At 45.0% G+C, this 20,057-nt stretch carries 18 protein-coding genes and 1 tRNA gene; 10 read left to right on the top strand and 9 right to left on the bottom strand.

Annotated elements, in window-relative coordinates; all coding sequences use genetic code 11:
* Nucleotides 1-30: 30 nt before the first annotated feature.
* Nucleotides 31-2,103: a cadherin-like domain-containing protein gene (locus tag IEV16_RS01325; RefSeq protein WP_188363856.1), complete on the bottom strand. Its 2,073-nt coding sequence runs from the start codon at nucleotides 2,101-2,103 to the stop codon at nucleotides 31-33.
* Between the two features lie 182 nt (nucleotides 2,104-2,285).
* Here IEV16_RS01325 and IEV16_RS01320 point away from each other — a divergent pair, with 182 nt between their 5' ends.
* Both IEV16_RS01320 and prpF read left to right on the top strand, forming a co-directional pair.
* Complete coding sequence (locus IEV16_RS01320) at nucleotides 2,286-4,571, top strand: winged helix-turn-helix domain-containing protein (RefSeq protein ID WP_188363855.1); 2,286 nt, start codon at nucleotides 2,286-2,288, stop codon at nucleotides 4,569-4,571.
* A 23-nt stretch (nucleotides 4,572-4,594) separates the two neighbouring features.
* On the top strand, nucleotides 4,595-5,764 hold the full coding sequence (prpF, locus tag IEV16_RS01315) for a 2-methylaconitate cis-trans isomerase PrpF (protein WP_188363854.1): 1,170 nt from the start codon (nucleotides 4,595-4,597) through the stop codon (nucleotides 5,762-5,764).
* Nucleotides 5,765-5,969: 205 nt separating this feature from the next.
* Here the strand turns inward: prpF and IEV16_RS01310 are convergent.
* From IEV16_RS01310 to IEV16_RS01290, 5 genes are all read right to left on the bottom strand, one after another.
* Nucleotides 5,970-6,044: transfer RNA gene (locus IEV16_RS01310), tRNA-Val, on the bottom strand.
* Between the two features lie 61 nt (nucleotides 6,045-6,105).
* Nucleotides 6,106-7,269: a PDZ domain-containing protein gene (locus tag IEV16_RS01305; RefSeq protein WP_188363853.1), complete on the bottom strand. Its 1,164-nt coding sequence runs from the start codon at nucleotides 7,267-7,269 to the stop codon at nucleotides 6,106-6,108.
* 15 nt (nucleotides 7,270-7,284) lie between these two features.
* Nucleotides 7,285-7,755 (bottom strand): hypothetical protein, encoded by a 471-nt coding sequence (locus tag IEV16_RS01300; protein ID WP_188363852.1) that lies wholly within the window; start codon nucleotides 7,753-7,755, stop codon nucleotides 7,285-7,287.
* The gene (locus IEV16_RS01295) at nucleotides 7,752-8,312 is read right to left on the bottom strand and encodes an RNA polymerase sigma factor (protein WP_188363851.1); all 561 of its coding nucleotides are present in this window, start codon (nucleotides 8,310-8,312) and stop codon (nucleotides 7,752-7,754) included. The genes IEV16_RS01300 and IEV16_RS01295 overlap by 4 nt, the downstream gene beginning before the upstream one ends.
* A gap of 67 nt (nucleotides 8,313-8,379) precedes the next feature.
* Nucleotides 8,380-9,459, bottom strand: a complete 1,080-nt coding sequence (locus tag IEV16_RS01290; RefSeq protein WP_188363850.1) for a glycosyltransferase — start codon at nucleotides 9,457-9,459, stop codon at nucleotides 8,380-8,382.
* Between the two features lie 85 nt (nucleotides 9,460-9,544).
* On the opposite strand from IEV16_RS01290, the gene IEV16_RS01285 reads away from it, so the two are divergent.
* From IEV16_RS01285 to IEV16_RS01270, 4 genes are read left to right on the top strand one after another with little or no spacing between them, the layout of a single operon-like run.
* Entirely contained in the window at nucleotides 9,545-10,225 is a 681-nt protein-coding gene (locus IEV16_RS01285; protein WP_188363849.1) for a glycosyltransferase family 2 protein, read from the top strand.
* On the top strand, nucleotides 10,222-10,587 hold the full coding sequence (locus tag IEV16_RS01280; RefSeq protein WP_188363848.1) for a DUF2304 domain-containing protein: 366 nt from the start codon (nucleotides 10,222-10,224) through the stop codon (nucleotides 10,585-10,587). Before IEV16_RS01285 ends, IEV16_RS01280 begins: the two co-directional genes overlap by 4 nt.
* Before the next feature lie 7 nt (nucleotides 10,588-10,594).
* Nucleotides 10,595-11,734 carry a glycosyltransferase gene (locus tag IEV16_RS01275; protein ID WP_188363847.1) on the top strand — a complete coding sequence of 380 codons (1,140 nt, stop codon included), beginning with the start codon at nucleotides 10,595-10,597 and terminating at the stop codon, nucleotides 11,732-11,734.
* Nucleotides 11,731-13,455: a DUF8614 domain-containing protein gene (locus IEV16_RS01270; protein WP_188363846.1), complete on the top strand. Its 1,725-nt coding sequence runs from the start codon at nucleotides 11,731-11,733 to the stop codon at nucleotides 13,453-13,455. The genes IEV16_RS01275 and IEV16_RS01270 overlap by 4 nt, the downstream gene beginning before the upstream one ends.
* 16 nt (nucleotides 13,456-13,471) lie before the next feature.
* On the opposite strand, the gene IEV16_RS01265 is transcribed toward IEV16_RS01270, so the two are convergent.
* Both IEV16_RS01265 and IEV16_RS01260 read right to left on the bottom strand, forming a co-directional pair.
* Nucleotides 13,472-14,788, bottom strand: coding sequence for a hypothetical protein (locus IEV16_RS01265; RefSeq protein ID WP_188363845.1), 1,317 nt, complete (start codon nucleotides 14,786-14,788; stop codon nucleotides 13,472-13,474).
* A gap of 80 nt (nucleotides 14,789-14,868) precedes the next feature.
* On the bottom strand, nucleotides 14,869-16,014 hold the full coding sequence (locus IEV16_RS01260) for a hypothetical protein (RefSeq protein ID WP_188363844.1): 1,146 nt from the start codon (nucleotides 16,012-16,014) through the stop codon (nucleotides 14,869-14,871).
* Nucleotides 16,015-16,258: 244 nt separating this feature from the next.
* On the opposite strand from IEV16_RS01260, the gene IEV16_RS01255 reads away from it, so the two are divergent.
* From IEV16_RS01255 to cgtA, 4 genes are all read left to right on the top strand, one after another.
* Entirely contained in the window at nucleotides 16,259-17,008 is a 750-nt protein-coding gene (locus tag IEV16_RS01255) for an FHA domain-containing protein (RefSeq protein ID WP_188363843.1), read from the top strand.
* Nucleotides 17,009-17,103: 95 nt separating this feature from the next.
* The gene (rplU, locus tag IEV16_RS01250; protein ID WP_188363842.1) at nucleotides 17,104-17,412 is read left to right on the top strand and encodes a 50S ribosomal protein L21; all 309 of its coding nucleotides are present in this window, start codon (nucleotides 17,104-17,106) and stop codon (nucleotides 17,410-17,412) included.
* A gap of 10 nt (nucleotides 17,413-17,422) precedes the next feature.
* Complete coding sequence (gene rpmA, locus IEV16_RS01245; protein ID WP_188363841.1) at nucleotides 17,423-17,683, top strand: 50S ribosomal protein L27; 261 nt, start codon at nucleotides 17,423-17,425, stop codon at nucleotides 17,681-17,683.
* A gap of 74 nt (nucleotides 17,684-17,757) precedes the next feature.
* Entirely contained in the window at nucleotides 17,758-18,786 is a 1,029-nt protein-coding gene (gene cgtA, locus IEV16_RS01240) for an Obg family GTPase CgtA (RefSeq protein WP_188363840.1), read from the top strand.
* Here cgtA and gcvA read toward each other — a convergent pair.
* The gene (gcvA, locus tag IEV16_RS01235; RefSeq protein WP_188363839.1) at nucleotides 18,770-19,702 is read right to left on the bottom strand and encodes a transcriptional regulator GcvA; all 933 of its coding nucleotides are present in this window, start codon (nucleotides 19,700-19,702) and stop codon (nucleotides 18,770-18,772) included. The genes cgtA and gcvA overlap by 17 nt on opposite strands.
* Nucleotides 19,703-20,057: the final 355 nt, after the last annotated feature.

The raw sequence follows: 20,057 nt of genomic DNA, 5'->3' as shown, positions 1-20,057 counted from the left end.
AATTCCTTTATGTTCAGATCGATACCCGCCTTACGGCTCAAAACCATCACGGAATATAACATCATCGGCCTGAATCCACAGGGTGACTGGTGCCGATTGATTCTGACCACCATTTTGAGTACCACCACTGTCTTGTAAAATAACACTGAGTTCAGCGGTTCCTGTGGCATTGGCTTGCAGATCCAGGGTCAGGTTGCCGTTGTTGGCATTGATTGTGGGAATTTGATTGAAAAAGCCGGTCGGACCATTGACCACACTGACAATGAAGTTCAGTGTCTGACCGGATTCGTTAACCGGCCCGGGACTGATATGTGTTGCCCAGCCGGTAATCACATGGGGCACGCCGGTCTGGCTGACCAGGTTTGTACTGAGTGCTTGAAAACCCGGTGGATCATTAACCGGGAGAATATCCAGTGTGACGGTGGCCTGGTCGGCATTAAAGCCGTCAGTAGCCCAGTAGGTAAAGGTCGTTTGACCGTTGGCATCCGCTTCGATGCCGGTGAATTGAAAAGCACCGTTAGCGGACAATTCAAGCAATCCATCAACATCACCGCCGGTCACATTAACTGAACCCGAATCACTGATGATTAAAGTATCATTATCTGTGTCATTCGCTAACAGGCCGTTCAGTTCGGACACTGTAAATATGACGTCTTCCAGAAGGTTATAGCTGTCATCGACCGTCACCGGTATTGGATTGCTGCTGTCTGTACTGAGCTCAACCGCGCCGATATCACAGCCGTTGAGGGCATTATTGATACTCGGTATGTCATAGGTTCTGAAGTTTGTTGATGGATTGTGAAAATGTCTTTGATCCATGGTTTGGCTGTTGCATTTGCCCTGATCAAGCACGATGCTGTTGGGCTCCGGTAGATGGCTTAAGGTGGGGCCGCCATTATCTGCCAGAGGCTCTAACATAGGATCCAGTTCTGCAAAAGGCACACCCACCCAGTCATTATTTGGATTGGGTTGGCCGGCCGGAAACGTGCCTGCAGCACCGGAATTGTTGCCAATTAAGTTATAGCCAAAAGTATTCATAGGGGCATTTAAATCATTATCCGGCATCTGTGATAAATCCGTGTTTAAGGCAATGATGCTGTTGAAAATGTTGGTGGAATTTGCCGATGATGACCACAGGCCACCGCCACTACCCAGTGTGCCGGTTTGATCGTCATTACTGTCGGCCTGATTTAAAGTGAGCGTGCTGTGTTTTAACGTCAGTTGTGTCCACTCTGACGGATAACCCGGGCCACCTAACGCAATCGCACCGCCGACACCGGTGGTGTGGTTATTAGAGAAAGTGCTGCGTTCAATGCTGACCGTGGTCGGCACTGTTTGATTAGAACGCACTAAAATGGCACCGCCGGCGGCATCACTTTGTGGTTGGGTTAAGGGTGAATGGGCATTAAAATTGTCATAAAAACTTGAATTTTCAATCACCACGTTTTGGTTGGCGCCAATAAATATGGCACCGCCGCCAACGGGTGTTGTGGTGTTATAGTTGGTGGTGTTATTGGCTTCAAATGTACTGTTTCTGATGGTGATTAAATTATCATTGCCGCCATAAATTCCAATGGCGCCACCGCCAACTTCAGATGAATTCTGATAAAAGTTCAAATGATCCAGCAACAGTTCGCTGCCTGCGGATAAAGACACCAGCAAAGCGCCACCGTATTGTGAAAAATTTTCACGCAAATGATTAAACTCAAAAGTCATGCCACTGATTTCGAATGTGGCATTGGTTTGCATATTCTGAACAACAAATACCCGTGTGTTGGCGATACTCGACAGCGACATGATGTCAGCCCCCGGGCCAATAACACGCACTGGCTCATTCAATTCAAAAGGTGCAAAGGGGAAAAAATAGCCCGGAAAAAGTCCTAAATCAAAGGTGATGTCATCCACCGCCGGATAAGGGTCGCCAGCCATGCATTCACCGGCGGATAAACCACTGGCCACATTAAGATTGGCGGCATCCACTGCTTCGGTTAAAGTACATAAACCATCATCGGCAACCACCGTCAAATCATCGGTATTGACGACAATGGTGGCCGCTCCGGCCGGCAAACTGATTAAACAAATTAAGCCTAAAATAATACGCATTATTTACTCTCTGATTAAATAAATTCAGCATAAACAATCGCCACTAAGCAATCCTGAGCAGAGTCTGAATTCATACTTAATTCTTAATGCCTCAAGTGTTTAAATGGGTTGAACGGAATGATTGCGTCGTTGTTAACGTCGATGCTAAAATTTAGACATGACACAACAACCACCCACACCGCATGAAAATAGACTGTTTTTCTGATTTTAAATACGATTTGAATCAGAAAATCCTTACATTCCAGGGTGAAGTGGTTGAGTTAACCCGAAAAAATCATGAGCTTTTAGCTTATCTGCTGCAAAATCCCAACAGGCTTATTTCGCGCGATGAACTCATCGAGCATGTCTGGAAAGGCCGCGTGGTCACCAATAACACCATTGATCAATGTATCTTAAAACTCCGCAAAAGTCTCAATGAATACCGTGAAGGTGACTACATTGAAGCGGTTTATGGCCAGGGTATTCGGTTTTTACCCACCATTCGTTCACTTGATTCTGATCAGACCGTTGTCAATAAACCCATTAAATCTAAAACCTGGCTTGTTGCCGTATTGCTGATGGCCATTTTGTCATTGGGTACTTGGGTATTAATTTATCAAGTTAATAAATCCACCATTCACATTGATGCAGGGATTGCACCACCTGAGAACATCCCGGCATCACCATTCAAGTCGTCAGCAAAAAACGACTGGTTGTTGCATGGTGGCAGTGCCTACCTGGGGTATTTATTGCATTTATACCCCAATCTTATGTTACAAAAGAGCCACCGGGTCAAAACCAGTGAAACGCAAAAACCGCATATTATTCTGGATGTGTTGACACGCGATGAGGTTCCATGGAGTGTCCGGATTGATCTTGACCAGCAACCGGCCAATGACAACCGTTTAAAAAGTTACTATGCGGATGTGAGTCTTTCATACAATGATGGTCAAATGGCTCAAAACCGGTTTAAATCTGACAAATTAACCGAATTATTCCCACAAATAGCTGCCTGGCTGGCGCGGTATGATGGCCTGGAAACAGCGCAACAAACCATCGACCCGCATGTTTTTACTGAACATGAAACGGCATTATTGAGCTATTTCAGGGGTTTGGCTTTACAAATCAACGGGGATGCGGAAGCCGCTCTAATGCATTTTACCCAAGCCACAGAGCAGGATGCTGATTTCAAACTGGCCTGGTATGAAATGGCCATCGCCTTACGTAAACAAGGTAATCTGAAAAAAGCCATCAGCATACTCAATGCCATTAACAGCCAGGATTCCTGGATGGTATTTCGGGTGTCCGTGGCTAAAGGCATTACCTACAATCTGCTTGACAACCCTGAGGCCGCCAACGCATCCTATGATTCGGCGTTGCAGCATGCCAAAGCCAACCGAAATTTTGATGCGATGGCGGCCATCTATGTTAACCAGGCGATTTTATACAGCAACAACCAACAACACCTGCAGGCTGAGCAACGCTTGTTATTGGCGCTTGAATTACCCGGCATGTCTGATCAGCACCCCGGATATGGCGGACTCATGAATACTTATGCCAAAGTGGCTGCCGACCTGAACAACCTGCCGCTGGCCATTGAAAAATCACAATCAGCGATTAAAGCTTTTCAAACATCGGGCAATCAGCGTTATGAAATGAAGGCCAAAAGCCGATTGGCCGGTTTTCTATTACAGACCAACGAACTGAATCGGGCTGAACTTTTGGTTAAAGAGAGCCTGTCCTATGCCACAACCATCAATAATCCCCATGCCATCATTAGTAATCAAGAAAAACTGGCGACGCTGTACCAAAAAACCGGTCGTTTTAAATCAGCTTTATCGCAATGGGAACAGGTTGTTGTCATGTCAACAGAACAAGAACTGTACAATCTGGCAGCCAATGCATATTTGCATCAAATAAAAATCAATCTGTATCAACAAAACCCGGTACAGGCAGAAGTCACGTTTAATTTATTGTCGCAACTTGTCCGGGAACAGGACAATGAGTCGGTTAACCCGGTGCGCACAGAAGCCGAGCTTATGCTGGCGTTATTTAATCAGGATATTGAAGCAAGCCGGCATTATTTAGACATGTTATCAGCTGCTGACATTGAATTAATTGACATCTATCATGGCGATGTGGCCAGGCTGTTACAGCAGTCAGATAAAGCCGAACAACATTATCTAACAGCGCTTAAAGCGGCTGAGAAGACAGGGCGTTTTGATCAGATGGTGCGGGTCATGAACAAACTTAATGATTTGTATGTGATCCATAACACCCATAAGTTGGCTGAGAATGTGCAACAAACAGCCAAGCTCAAGCCTTTTATTTACCCGTACCAGAAATACCGGGCCATTGCAGCCCATACCAAAGGCAATCACATCAAAGCCTTGAGTTTGATGCAAGAACTCAAATTGAAAGCCGGTGATTTCTGGCAACAAGCAGATCAAGCGTTATTGGAAAAATATAAGGCGTTGGTTTCTCACTAATTTTATTTAAATAATATATACCCATGAATCACAAACCCCAAATCACAATCCCGGCCACCTATATGCGCGGTGGCACCTCTAAAGGCGTTTTTTTTAATCTCACAGATTTACCCCAAGCGGCGCAAGTGCCCGGTGAAGCCCGTGACCGTCTGTTATTACGGGTGATTGGCAGTCCCGATCCATATGGCAAGCACACCGATGGCATGGGTGGTGCCACCTCCAGTACCAGTAAAACCGTGATTTTATCGAAAAGCAGTCAGCCTGATCACGATGTGGATTATCTGTTTGGCCAGGTGGCTATTGATAAAGCTTTTGTGGATTGGAGCGGCAACTGTGGGAATTTAACCGCAGCGGTGGGGGCCTTTGCGATTAAATCCGGTTTGGTTGATAAAGTGCCTGTTGATGGTGTGGCGGTTGTACGAATCTGGCAGGCCAATATCAAACAAACCATACTGTCGCATATACCGATGACCAATGGACAAGTTCAGGAAACCGGTGATTTTGAGCTCGATGGTGTGACTTTTCCGGCGGCCGAAGTGAAGGTTGAATTTGTTAATCCGGTGGGTGATGCAGAACTATTTCCAACGGGTCAACTGGTGGATACTTTAAAAGTGCCCGGAGTCGGTACCTTTGAGGCCACTTTTATTAATGCCGGTATTCCAACCATATTTCTGAATGCCGAGGCCATTGATTACCACGGCACTGAATTACAAGGTGATATCAATGGTGATCAGGACGCTTTGACGATGTTTGAGACCATTCGTGCGCATGGTGCGGTGAAAATGGGCTTGATTCAAGACATCGCAGAAGCCGCTGACCGTCAACATACACCGAAAGTCGCCTTTGTGGCACCGCCGAAGAGTTACACCTCATCCAGTGGTAAGTCCATTAGTGATGATGATATCGATTTAAATGTCCGGGCTTTATCCATGGGCTTATTGCACCATGCCATGATGGGTACCGCCGCTGTGGCGATAGCCACGGCTTCAGCCATACCAGGCACTTTGGTGAATTTAGCGGCCGGTGGCGGTGATCGCACAGAAGTGCGTTTTGGTCATCCTTCAGGAACCCTCAAAGTGGGCGCTGAAGTGTCCAGGCGAGATGGTCTATGGCAAGTCAATAAAGTGATTATGAGCCGCAGCGCCCGAATCCTGATGTCAGGCCAGGTGCATGTGCCGGATGTGCTTGGATGACTTTGACAAAACAAATTGCTTCGTCCTCGGATCAAGTCCGAGGACGTCGGATATGAGAGTTTTGTTATGTGTTCTCTCGCTCACACGCTCCGGCGTGGTCGCGCGTATTTATCAGGCGCAAAATATTTTTCGTTTGTTGTTAATTTTGTTGCAGGAAATTTCGGTATGCATTCCCACGCTGGAGCATGGGAACGAGGGAAATCAGTGGTGGGCACGACTGGGATTGAACCAGTGACCCCTTCGATGTCAACGAAGTGCTCTCCCGCTGAGCTACGCGCCCGCTGATTTGGGATGTGAGCGGAGCCGCTCACCAAAGAAGCGGTATTCTATCGCAAGATGATTTAGGATGCGATAGATATTTTTTCTTTTTTACGCATCACTTCGATGTTAAATCCATCGCTTAATTTTAAAGCTGACAAAGCTTTGACCGCTTGCTTAGGCGTGGTCACTTGTTCGCCGTTAATGGACAAAATCACATCACCTTCCGCCAGTGCCAGTTTGTTGTTGGCATCGACATGGACGATTAAAACGCCCTTATCTGTTCCAAAATACGTTTCCAGTCCCGGATTAACGGCAATGAATTGATGTTGTTCACCCAGCCAACTTTGAAGTTTTTTATGGCGCATGATAATGTGGGGTGACATGATGCCATCACCATCCATGGTGATGATTTCATATAAACCACCGACAGTGGGTGGAATGGGTGGAATCGGGGGCAGTACAGCATCACTTAATGTGCGTTTTTGGGGAATAATTTTTAATGTTTTTGTTTTGCCCTCACGAATGATTTTAAATTTAGATTGTTCGCCCGCTTTGGCTTGTTTGGTCAGGTTTTTTAGTTCAATACCACCGGCGCCGGTTTTTTGTCCGTCCACGGCAATGATTAAGTCGCCTTCCATCAAACCGGCCTGGTCAGCACCGCTGTCTGGAATGACGGTTAAAACCTGCCAACCGGCTTCTTCTGCAGAGGCCATAAATCCATAGTAAGCGCCTTCAATTTCGATGTTATTAAAATAATTTCGGTCAATTTGAATCACTTGACGTTTGGCGTCAGAATCAAATTCTATTCCGTGTTTTTTCATGATCTGATCAATCATTGGGTCAAGATCCTCATCATCATCCAAATGTAATTTTTCCTCAATAACCCGGACTGAACCGTTGTTATCTTGTTGAATGGTAATAATGGCCGTGTCATCAATAATTTCAACATCAACATCTTCAAGATGTTTGACCCAGGTATGATGCGGTGGCGCCGGTGCTGTTGGCGGGATGGGGGCTTCAATGTTGTGTTTCTCCAAGATATCGGCAATCACCTGATCCACATTGGTGTCGTCATTGACTTCAAAGGATTCTTCAATTTTATTCGGTTTGCCGTCTTTATCTTGAATGATAATGACACGGCCCTGACCGTCTTCAATTTCAGTGTTGATATCAAGTTGCTGGTTCTGCTGTGACCAGGCTGTTGCCGTGGCAAGTAATAAGGCTGAAATAATCAAATTTTTCATGGTAAGCTCCTGTGGTTAAATAAGTTCAATTGATTGGTTTATCGGGGCCAAGCGCTGTAAAACCGAACGTTTGGCTTGCATTAACTGTTGTTGCTGGTGTGGATTATGCTTCTGTTCCAGTTTGGCATTGATAATTGCCAGCCACTGTTCCAGCTGAACCTGGTTTTCCAATTGCGCTGAACCGGGTTGACTCACCGGCGCTGTGGCGTCAGATTGCAGATTTTGTTCAAGCGCATGAATGTGTTGTTTCAGCTGAGCCAACTGACTATTGCTGGCGGGTATATCAGTTGAATTCAGAGTCGGTTTAAACATCATAAGGCTGATGATTAACAGGGTAAAAGTGGCTGCCAGTGCCCATGGAATGATGTGTTTATGACCGGCTTTAGGTGCTTTGATTTGTTGATAAATGAACGCAAAATCATCGGTAGGCGGTGTCACCGGTTCTTGTTGTTTAAGCCATTGGCTGAAATTAAAAGGGGTGTTCATAGCTGTTTCACCTGTGGGGTTTGTTTGTTCATAATCCGATTCAGCTGTTGTTTTGCCCGTGCCAGACGGGATTTTGAAAAACTCTCGCTGCGATTAAATAAGTCACCGATTTCCCGATGGGTCAATCCCTCGACTTCATACAGCCACAGAACACTGCGCATCATCGGTGATAGATGTTGTAAGTAATGGTTGGCGTCGTGGCGGTGGTCATAGGTCAGACTTTGAGGATCGGCTAAGTCATCCGGTGCCTGTGCGGTGTCACTGGCATACATTTCAGGCGTCTGTTTCTTCAATAAATCCAGCGCTTGGTTAATCACGATTCGTCTGAGCCAGAAACCAAAAGCCACCTGTTCAGACCATTGTTCAACTTTGTTGAAAGCGGTGATAAAACTTTGTTGGCTGATGTCCTGGGCATCTTCCGGGTTTTGTAACAGCCGGTAGGCGAGGTTATAAACCGGTGTGGCAAACTGATCATACACTTGACGACAGGCTTTTTGTTGCCGCCTGAGCAGCCCTTGGTGGGTTTGTGTATTAATGTTGTGTTTAAAAGGGCTCACTTCGTCTCTGTCATTGAATTTAATCCGGTTAGTTAATAAGACGACTCAAGTGAATAAAAGGTCGCAATTATTTTAAAAATTGTTTGATGCCTTCGATAAACCGTTGCCGATTAAAAACTTCAGCTCGGGCTTCACAGGCCATTCGCATGGCGGCGGCTTTGTTGGGTGTGAGGGATTGGACAGACTGAATGAGTTTTTCTTTAAGGTTTGAGCCACTGATCAATAAACCGGTCTCTTGGTCAATAACAGTTTCTTTGATGCCGCCTTGACAGCTGGCAATAACGGGTTTACCGGCAGCCATGGATTCCACCGGAGTCATGCCAAAATCTTCATCTTCAGGAATATAAATTGTGGCCAGACAATTGCCCAGTAAATCCAGTAATTGGGGTTCATCTAACCAGCCGGTAAAACGAATATTGTTATGTCCGGCCGCTAACTTTTTCAGTTGATTGCTTTGGCTGCCACCGGAAGCCACCACCAGTTGTTTATCCGGCAAGGCTTTAAAAGCTTCGATTATCACATCGATACGTTTGAGCGGGTCGTGGCGACCCAAAGACAAATAATAGTTACCTTGCGATTGCCAGTTAAAATAATCGGTATCACAAGGTGGATACACCACTTGAGCTTCTTTATCGAGGTGTTGCTTAATCCGTTGTTGAATGTGCCGGGAATTGGCGATGATCACTTCCATATTGTTAACGGCGGCCTCGTACTGCGGTCTGAACCAGCGAATCAATGCTTTTAAAGCGGGTCTTTGCCAAACAGGCAGGCTTTTTAGGTAATGATTCTTTTTGTCATAGACAAAACGTGGCGGCGTGTGGCAATAAAATACATTGTTGGCTTGATTAAAGTGACACTGAGCCAAAGGTGCGGCGACACCACTGTAAATGATGTTCAGATAGTGTCTTTGAACGGGTAAAGGTTTTTTAAAGGCTTTTGCCAGCTGCCAGGTTTTAATCCCCGGTATTCTGCCCAGGGCATTCAAGTTATAGACCTTTGATTTTAACTGATTGATATCAAAGCTATTTTCACCTGTTTCGGCGGTCAATAGATCGCTCGGAAGATGTTCACACAAGGTCATCACCAACCGTTCTCCACCACCTTTGATGTAAAACAAGTCATGAACGGTTAAAATGTCGTCTGTCATATGAATTGAGGAATAATATGCACCAAAAAAACCAGTCAGCCAAACCATTGCTTAAACAACGGTATTGTACCGCAAGCCGGCCGCAATGAAGACCTTGATTGTGATTCCGGCGTTTAATGAAGCCGGTAATTTAGCGCAGTTACTGCCTAAACTGCGACAAGCAGTGACCGCTGATATTCTGGTGGTGGATGATTTCAGTACGGATGATACGTTTCAGGTTGTCAGAAATTATGGTTTGGCCTGTTTGCGTTTGTCAATTCAACTGGGGGCCTGGGGTGCCACCCAAACCGGTATTCGCTATGCCAAACGACATGGCTATGACTATGTGCTGACCATGGACGCTGACGGCCAGCATCTGCCTGAAGAAATAAGCCGAATACTGCGGGCTATCTCAGATCAGCATGGTGATGTGATTATAGGTACCTGTCCGCATCGGGTCAGTCGCTTAAAGAAAATAGCTTGGCGTTTTTTTAAATTAATTTCACGCATTCGGATTGAAGACCTTACCTCGGGATTTCGGGTTTATAACCAACAAGCCATCAAAGTGCTGGCAGATAAAACAGCGAGCTTGCTGGATTATCAGGATGTGGGTGTGTTGTTGTTATTGTTGCGTTCAGACTTAAAAATCAAGGAAATCCCTGTTAAAATGGCCCTTCGACAGGACGGCAAATCACGGGTTTTCAGTTCATGGGTGGTGGTTTTTAAGTATATGTTGCAGACCACCACTTTGTGCATTGCCAATATTGGAGCCAAAAAATCACAATGACCACCCTCACCATTTTTATCATCGGCGCACTGCTGTCGATCAGCATCCTTTATTTGGTGCGTAAAGGCAAATTACACGGTCCTTATGCCACCTGGTGGCTGATGGTGGCTGTTATTGCCATCGTATTATCTTCGTTTCCGAAAATCATTGACTGGGTGGCTTTGCACGTCGGTATCACCTACCCACCCACCTTATTACTGGTTCTGGCCATCAGTTTTATCCTTATACGCATGTTGACCATGGATCTGGCGCTTTCCCGTAAGGAACAAAAAATCAGGCGACTGACACAACGTCTGGCGATGCTTGAAGCAGGCTTGGAAGCGTCAGAAAAGGACAAGTCACCCGGCGGTAAAGCCGACTGATTCAGGCATGAACATTTTGCATATCGGCAAATTTTATCCGCCATACCATGGCGGCATGGAAACCTATTTGCGTGATTTGGCTGAAGCCCAGGTTAAACAAGGCCATCAGGTCGCGGTTCTGGTGCATAACCACCATTGGCACGGTATTAAATCAAACACCGTTACAGAACAGCCCATGCCGGGTTTGACACTGATCCGGCAAGCCTGTCTGCGCCCGGTTTTATTTACCCCATTGATGCTGGGTTTGAACAGACAAGTGAAGCGACTGATACGGCAGCAATCGGTTGATGTTATTCATCTGCATGTGCCCAATCCCGGTTTATTTATGTTATTGATCAACCGATCGGCCAAAAAAGTACCCTGGGTGCTGCGCTGGCATTCGGACATGGTAACCGAGCGCGCATCAAGGTGGCTGCGTTTTATATATGGGTGTATAAAGCCCTTTGAAACAGCGTTACTCAAAAACAGCCGAAAAATACTGATCAGCACCCCGGAATACATAAAAAAATCGCACCGATTACAACAATTCCGGCCACATGTCATGGTTGTGCCTTTGGGTCTGAACACCCAACACATCCTGCTGCCAAAGCCACTGACCCTGAATAAAAAACCCATGCAGATATTAACTCTTGGGCGTTTAAGTTTTTACAAAAACCACCGCATGTTAATCCATGCCATGCAACAGTTACCGGATATGCACTTAACCATTGCAGGTGGCGGAGACTTGCACCAGGATTTGCAGCGACTTATTCACAAGCTGAAATTAACTGACCAAATCCATTTAACCGGACCAGTTTCCGAAACCGAAAAGGAGCGGCTGTTGGGTGGCTGCCATGTGCTGTGTTTGGCTTCTAATGACCGTGCTGAGTCTTACGGCATGGTGTTATTGGAGGCCATGGCGCGCCATAAAATCATTCTGGCGGCAGACACACCCGGTTCAGGAATGCGTTGGCTGGCCGAACACTATGAAAGAGGTTTCACCTTTAATTACCAGGAAGTGAATGATTTGGTCGAAAAATTGCAGTTGATTCGGCATAATTATCAAAATATCATGCAACAGCCGGTTAAATTTGCATTAAGCATCGAGCAAACCGCTGCGGCACTGAGTCCAATATATAAAGAAATATGTACGGAGAAATCACCATGAAAAACACACTTTTCCTGATACCTTTGATACTGCTGCTGGGTGCCTGTCAGCAGTCATCAGAGACAGATCAATCTGAAATTAATCAGCCGGTAGCAGCCGAAGAAATAACCGTAAAAGAAGTCGCCTATCAACATGACCCCAAACCCGAGGACATGAAAAAGGCAATTAACAAAAGTGAAGGCGCGTCCTTATTGGCCAAATATGCACCTTTTACGCTGACTTCTGATCTGAGTCACCTCAGTGAAAATCAACAAAAAATGTTGTCTTACCTCATCAAGGCAGCCAAAGTCATGGATGATTTGTTTTGGTTGCAAAGTTATGGTGATAAAGACGATTTGCTGGACAGTATTGAGGACCCTGCATTAAGACGATACGCCGAAATCAATTACGGTCCATGGGACCGGTTAAACGGTGATGCGCCGTTTATTGAAGGCTACGGCCAAAAACCACCGGGCGCCCGGTTTTATCCGCCGGAAATGACCAAAGAACAGTTTGATGAACAGGCAACGGATGCTTTAAAAGACTTATACACCTTGGTGAGAACCGACGAGGACGGTCGTTTACAGGCTATTCCTTACCATGTGGCTTATCAGGACCGTGTATCCAAAGCCGCTGATTATTTACGCAAAGCCGCCAAATTAGCTGAGGACGATGACTTTAAAAACTACTTACAATTACGAGCCCAGGCCTTGTTAAATGATGAGTACCAAGCCTCAGATCGGGCCTGGCTTGATATGAAAAACAATGCCGTTGATGTGGTTATCGGACCCATTGAGACTTATGAAGATCAGTTATTCGGGTATAAAGCGGCCTATGAAGCTTTTGTGCTTATAAAAGATAAACAATGGAGCAAAAAGTTAGCCAAATACGCTCAGTTTTTACCGCAGTTACAGGCTGAATTACCGGTGGCGGAACAATATAAACAAGAAACACCCGGAACTGATTCGGATTTAAACGCCTATGATGCGCTGTATTATGCCGGTGACGCCAATGCCGGCAGCAAAACCATTGCCATTAATTTACCCAATGATGAGCAGGTGCAGTTGGAAAAGGGCACCCGGCGTTTGCAATTAAAAAACGCCATGCATGCTAAATTTGAGAAAATCCTGTTACCCATTGCCCGGGAACTGGTGGTGCCTGAGCAACGAAAGCACATCACCTTTGAGGCGTTTTTTGCCAACACCATGTTTCATGAAGTGGCCCATGGTTTGGGTATCAAAAACACACTGGACGGAGCCGGTACTGTCCGCGCTGCCTTAAAAGAGTATGCCGGCGCCGTGGAAGAGGGCAAAGCCGACATTCTGGGTTTGTATATGGTGGAAAAGCTTCACCGAATGGGTGAATTGGAGGGCGGTGAGCTGATGGATTATTACACCACTTTTATGGCCGGTATCTTTCGTTCAGTGCGCTTTGGTTCAAGTTCAGCCCACGGTGTTGCCAATTTATTGCGCTTTAATTATTTTGCTGAGCAGGGGGCATTTAATTATGATGAACAAAGCGGACATTATTCGGTTAACCCTGAAAAAATGTCGGCCGCCATTGCCGCTTTATCCGATAAAATATTAACCTTACAGGGTGACGGTGATTATCAGGCTGTGGCAAACTGGTTTAAGCAGGACGGTCAGCAAAGCCCGCAACTTGAAAAAGCCCTGAACACCATACACAAAGCCGGAATTCCGGTTGATATCGTGTTTCAACAAGGTGAAGAAAATCTGAAATAAAAAACGGTGCGCCGGGTCAGTCTGATGAGCTTGACCCGGCTTTATTAATGAACACAGTCAGTAAACTAAACAAAAGAAAGATATAACACGGCATCAACTGCAGGATAACGCGGTTAATGGCGGTAAAATCCAGCGCGTATTTGGCGGCCGGTGTTAAATAAAACAAGCTAATAATCAGTGCCAGCGCCAGACCAAAAAACAAATGGCTTACCTGTTGGGCTTTGTTGTGTTTAAAAGCCACCATATAAACCACTAAAAAAGGCAGACCAAGCCACAGCAAAGACCAGTTAAACTGCCATAATAAGCCGGCAATCAGCGCACCGCTGACATCGGTGAACGCAAAGGACACATAAGCCTTGTTCAATAAATTAATTTCCTGCGGCGTGATGATGAGCGGACCAAACGGGGTGTCCCAAGATATACCACCAGTCAGCCACCAAAGAACAAAAACAGCGGCCATGACTGACAATATGAGCAATCGCTGCCTTATGTTAAACCACATAATAAACGTGTGGCTAAACACAAAAACCATAAGCCAGACCCAACCTTCCAGTTTTATCATGGGTAACATCAATGCGTAGGCGATAATGACCAGGCGTAAAGCGGGCTTGGGCATATCATTGTAATCCAGCAGACTCAACATAATCAGCAAGATATAGACCGCCATGATTAAATCGGCGTAACCCGGCAATAACAAATGATTGACCATTAGAGGTGTGCTGTACATGACCAGCACCAAAAACAGCCGCGTGGTCAAAGGTGCTTGTAATTTCTGTAAACGATTGCACATCAGTAAAACCAAAAATCCGTATATAACCAGATACAAACCCAAAAGCATGGGCTTGGCGGTGTCACTGACATATAACATGGGATAGATAATCAATGACAGTCCGTCGGGATAATGTGAGGATAAATTAAGCAGACTTTCGTTTAATTTTAACCATTCATGCGGTTGCACAAAATTCACAGACAAGCCATGAAAATACCATTGTTTGGCACGTGCAACCCACACGGTCCAGGTGTCCCAGGCCAAATTGGGCACATAATAACTGTTGTAAATCATAACACCGGAAGCCAACATGATGGCTGTGATGGTGATGACCTGTTGGTGGTTAATACGGGTTGAATTGTGAATAGTCCCACTTTTAACAGTGACATAAAACGTATAAATCACGCAAGCCAGAAAAATTAGAGCCATAACGCTCAAAACCAATGCGTTGTGGCTGCCTGACAGTTGTAACAGATTGAGTATGAGCACATGGATTAGCAATCCGGTGAATAAACCATGGGCCAATAAGTTGGATAAGCGCCGCTTATGGAGATCAATTCCCATAAACTTAATAACCGCAAGTCTGAAGCCAATGCCCAGCGACATAAAATATAGGGTGTAAGCAAAAATGAAAAAAAGTGTTTTCATCGGTGTTTTAAACAATAGCGGGTGGTGTTTTTTAGTCTGTTTTCTATGCTGTTCGTTGCGGGGGTGGTCGCTTCTGTATCACACAGTTCATTAAATGGTGGCAGTAAAATAGCATAACTGTCCGATTCGGCAGGGCGTTGTTGCCAGGATTCTATGTCGCCAATAATTCCCGTGTTGTGGTTTAATAAATGGAAATTCAAACGTTTTTTACTGAAATCGTCCCCACCCATGATCATGATTTTGGTTTCCTTTGTCGGTGTTGCATGCTGACCGATCATGTTTTGAATTTCATCAGCCATGGCGAATAAAAGCCGATCAGTCTGATTGAGAAATGGACTGTTTTCTGCAAACCGTTGTTCATTAAACTGACTTTGATGAATAAAATTAAATCCGTAAGGAATGCTCGCAAGCAACCACAATAAAACAACCCCGGCCATCAGATGACCGGCCTTTGGTTTAAGCATAAGATATAAGACAACCATAATAAAGAGGCTGACCGCAATGACGGTCAATAACTTTTGAAATGAGGCATTGTTATCCAGGTTGTATATATTGATTGACGCATAACTCAAGGGATTGAAGGACAACAATCCGGCGGTTATCTGTTGTGTGGAAGAAACCATATCATCGGACATAAACTGAATGGACGACCAGCCAATTTGATTGTCAGTGGACTGAGAAAAACCCAAGGCATCATTTTTTTCAATCACCAGTCTTACATCGGACAGGTTTTCAGTCTTCAACCATACTGAATCCAGTGTGTTAATGGAGTTGGCGTTATTGACAAGTTTTTGTCTGTAAGATGTGGTTGCTTGTCCTTCGGACTCTATTTCTGCGGTTAAATAAAGGTGCACGCGCTGATAACCATGAAAATCCTTAATCACCAGATAAGCGTATTGGGAAGGTGTGAGTGGCCATTTCTTTAACGGCAGCGATAAGTGGTTGATCCCGGATAAATCGAGGTGAAAAAGACCATTGGATTGGTAATAAAGTCCCGGTAAAACTTCAAATGAGGTGGTCACATTAATCGGCGACAGCGGCTGGCTTAAATCTGACTGGACGCTTTGTTGTCTTGTTACGATGAACGCCGTCAGCAAAGACATCACAATAAAGAGAATCCAATAAATAATTTGTCTATGCATCAATGACAATGTCTTTTCCCTGAGTTCTAATAAGAAAACCTTTACCGTGATGAGGTGTCAGCAAGGGTTGTGAAGTTATTTTATTGAAATTTATGAAAAAAGCCAATGAAAAGACCAATTCTGACTAATGGGTCACAATTTTAGTGTGAATCAGTCACCTCAACCCAAATATATGCTATTTTATTTCGTTTTGGTGGCTTAATGTTTGGCACTCTTTTTCTAATCAGTCTAAAATCACAGGTCTATGAAGTTAACGATAGAACACAGTGATGCAGCTTTTGACATACCTCTAAAAGGTGTGTTGCGCATTGGCAATGATGAGGACTGTCAGGTTCAGCTGAATCGGCCGGAAGTCTGGGGTGTTCATGCTTCAATCACCGACACAGGCTACGGTTATGTTTTAAAGATCGAGTCGGCACCCATTCGTGTCAATGGTGAACGCATTGAAAACGGTTGTTTGTTGTATGCCGGTGATGGTATTGAGGTTTCAGACATTAAAATGTATTTAGTGGATGATAACTATATACCCAAAACCGTTAAACAAACGGATGCCTTTGAAGACCAGCAATCGGCCGATGAGCATTCATCCGTGTTTGGCATCAGACCCTTGTCCGGCGCTCACAACGGACAATTTGTTAAGTCACATTTTCACCATGCGGATGGTTGGCATATTTATCGGTCCGAAGGACAACTGGCCCTGGTGACAAATAACCAATCCATACGGGTCAACGGCCAATCGGTTGAAAATATCTGGCTCAAAAACGGTGATCGCATTGCCTATAAAGATTTGTTATTGCGCGTTGAATGTCCCGGTCACTCAGGCTTTTCAAAATTCAGTCCGTCACATCCCCGCAATGTGATGTTGAGCGAGTCCCTGAATGAAACCTCACCACAGCCAGCAAAAACAGCCCAATCCTGGCGCACGCATTCTTGGTGGATAACGTTGTTGCTTGGTTTGTTGCTATTGATTGTGGTCATATTATCATTATCCTGAAGGGTGATTAAAATCACCAATAATGAGTTGACCTGAGCGATTAAGTTAAGTAAAATCCCCGCTCTTTGAAAGAACAACCGAATTGGAGTAGTTTCATGCACGCAGTTGTAGCGACAGGCGGCAAGCAATACCGCGTTAAAGCCGGCGACATTATTAAAGTTGAAACCTTGAAAGCAGAAGCGGGTGATACCGTGGAATTGGATCAGGTGCTGATGCTGTCTGACGGCGAAAAATTTGAAATTGGCACACCTTTGCTGGACGGTAAAAAAGTCTCGGCTGAAGTGTTGTCTCACGGTCGCGGTAAAAAAGTACGCATCATTAAATTTAAGCGACGTAAGCACCACATGAAACGCATGGGTCACCGTCAGAATTTTACTGAATTAAAAATCACAAGCATAGGATAAGGGGTTAGTCATGGCACATAAGAAAGCAGCAGGTAGTACAGACAACGGTCGCGATTCGAATCCTAAGTTTCTGGGCGTTAAAATGTATGGTGGTCAGAGTGTTTTGGCCGGTAACATTTTAGTGCGTCAGCGTGGGACAAAATTTCACGCCGGTGATAATGTTGGTGTGGGCAGAGACCACACATTATATGCCTTGAAAGACGGTGTGGTTAAATTTGCCAAAAAAGGCAAAAACTACAGACAATATGTTTCGGTTGAAACACAGAACTGAAACACGTTACAATAAATTTAAAAAGCTCACTGTTTCAGTGGGCTTTTTTTATGCCAAACATATGATGAAACACCATGAAATTTGTTGATGAAGTTGAAATAACCGTTAAAGCCGGCAATGGTGGCAGTGGTTCGGCCAGCTTTCGCCGTGAAAAGTTTATTCCGTACGGTGGTCCTGACGGCGGTGACGGCGGCCGGGGCGGTGACGTGGTTTTGATGGGCGACCGTGGATTAAACACACTGGTTGATTTCAGACACCAGCGACATTTTGAAGCTCCCAAAGGCGAATCCGGTCGTGGCCGGCAGCAGTACGGAAAAAGTGGTCAAGACATCGTTATTAAGGTGCCCACCGGTACAGAAGTCTATGATTTGGAAACCGATGAAAAGCTGGCAGACATCACACAACATGAACAAAAGTTGGTGGTGGCCAAAGGCGGAGACGGCGGCTTGGGGAACATGCATTTTAAAAGTTCAGTCAATCGCGCCCCGAAACAATTTACATCCGGTAAACCAGGCCAGCAACGTACCTTGAAGCTGGAATTGAAAGTGCTTGCTGATGTGGGCCTGCTGGGGTTTCCTAATGCCGGTAAGTCAACTTTTGTGGATGCGGTTTCACAGGCCAAACCTAAAATTGCCGATTACCCGTTCACCACCCTTTATCCGGCTTTGGGCGTGGTTAAAATTGATGCGGAAACCAGTTTTGTGGTGGCTGATATTCCCGGTGTTATTGAAGGTGCCGCAGAGGGTGCGGGTTTGGGTATTCAGTTTCTGAAACACTTACAACGAACCGGATTGCTGTTGCATTTAATTGAATTACCGGCCTATGAAGGCATGCCCAGTCCGGTGGAACAGTTTCACCAGTTGAGCGATGAACTGGTTAAATTTTCAGAACAATTGCAAGACAAAACCCGTTGGTTGGTATTTACCAAAGCGGACATAACGGTTCCTGAAGAAGCCCGTGCCATGGCTGAAGAATATGTAAAAGCCATTGGCTGGCAAGGACCTTATTACGTGATATCTTCTGTGGCACGTCAAGGCTTGGAGTCTCTGATCAAAGACATTGCAGAATACCTGTCTGAAGCTAAATTTAATTCACAGAATTAAGTCCGGTTTTTTTAAAAGTGTCCACTTCTGCCATGAGCCATTGCCGGATAATCTGTACTTTCTGGTCTTTTTCGGTGTTGCTCGGATAAACCAGATAATAGGCCATTTTTCCGGGAATTTTAATGTCAAAGGGTGCCACCAACAACCCCCGGTTTATATCATCCTGTACCAAAGGGGTGCGACCCAAACCAAATCCCTGGTGATTTTCCACCGCTTCCAGCATGGTGACCATATGACTAAAACGGGTGCCGCGCAAAGGCTCTTGTGGGTTTAAGCCGGCAGCTTTGAACCAGTCATTCCAGCTTTCGGTTGTAAAATCGTCATGGCATAATTTTGCCTTAAGCAGATCTTCGGGTTGTAACTGGCCTTTGAAAGCATCATAAAAAGCCTTGCTGCATACCGGAAATACATCTTCGTTTAATAACAATTCGCTGGTTAAACCGGGATAAGAAGCGTCATTGGTATAGCGAATGGCCACATCGCAATTGTCTTTTTTAAAATCAGCCAGCCATTCAAAAGAAGCAATGCGCACATCTAATTCTTTGTATTGTTGTTGAAAACGCCAGATTCTTTTGGACAGCCATTTGGTGGCAAAAGAGGGTAACACGGAAATGTTTAAGGTGCCTGAAGCGTCTCGATTAGTCAATTGACGTGTGGCCGATTCGATGTTTTCTAAAGCCTGACGGATGGCGATTAAATACATGCGACCTTCAAAAGTGAGTTTTAGACTGCGGTTAATGCGCTCAAACAGTTGCACGCCGGTTAGTGACTCTAATTTTTTGATTTGATGACTGATGGCTGCCTGAGTCACATTGAGTTCGTCGGCTGCTTGGGTAAAACTTAACAAACGTGCAGAAGCCTCAAAAGCTTTAATTGCACGCAGCGGTGGGATGTGTTTGTAACGTTGAGTGGCCATAATCCATTAGTATAATTTATCCAAAGCGATAATAAAAGTCAGTTGTTAATCCTCATATCGCCCTTATAATAGCCAACATGTAAAAGTATTGCATCGGTTCCGGTTTTATTTTACAGATTAGTGAAAATAATTTGAACTTTTTAAATGAATGCGGTCAAAACGGTTAAATGAATTGATTATTCACATAATATTCATTTTAACTATGTAAAATACTTTTATAGAGTTTTCATTGTTCCCTCAGAAATCGAAAGATTTCTTCAGTATGTGATCTGTTCACATACGACTTAGCTGAGGTTTTTCCTCCCTCTTCCTCAGCGAATTGATTAAGGCGCCATCCCTTGGCGCCTTTTTTTTA

Origin of the sequence: Marinicella pacifica, assembly GCF_014636635.1 — a bacterium.
Lineage (GTDB): Bacteria > Pseudomonadota > Gammaproteobacteria > Xanthomonadales > Marinicellaceae > Marinicella > Marinicella pacifica.
The sequence above is the reverse complement of the archived record's forward strand: the minus strand, read 5'-3'. Positions and strand labels throughout refer to the sequence as shown.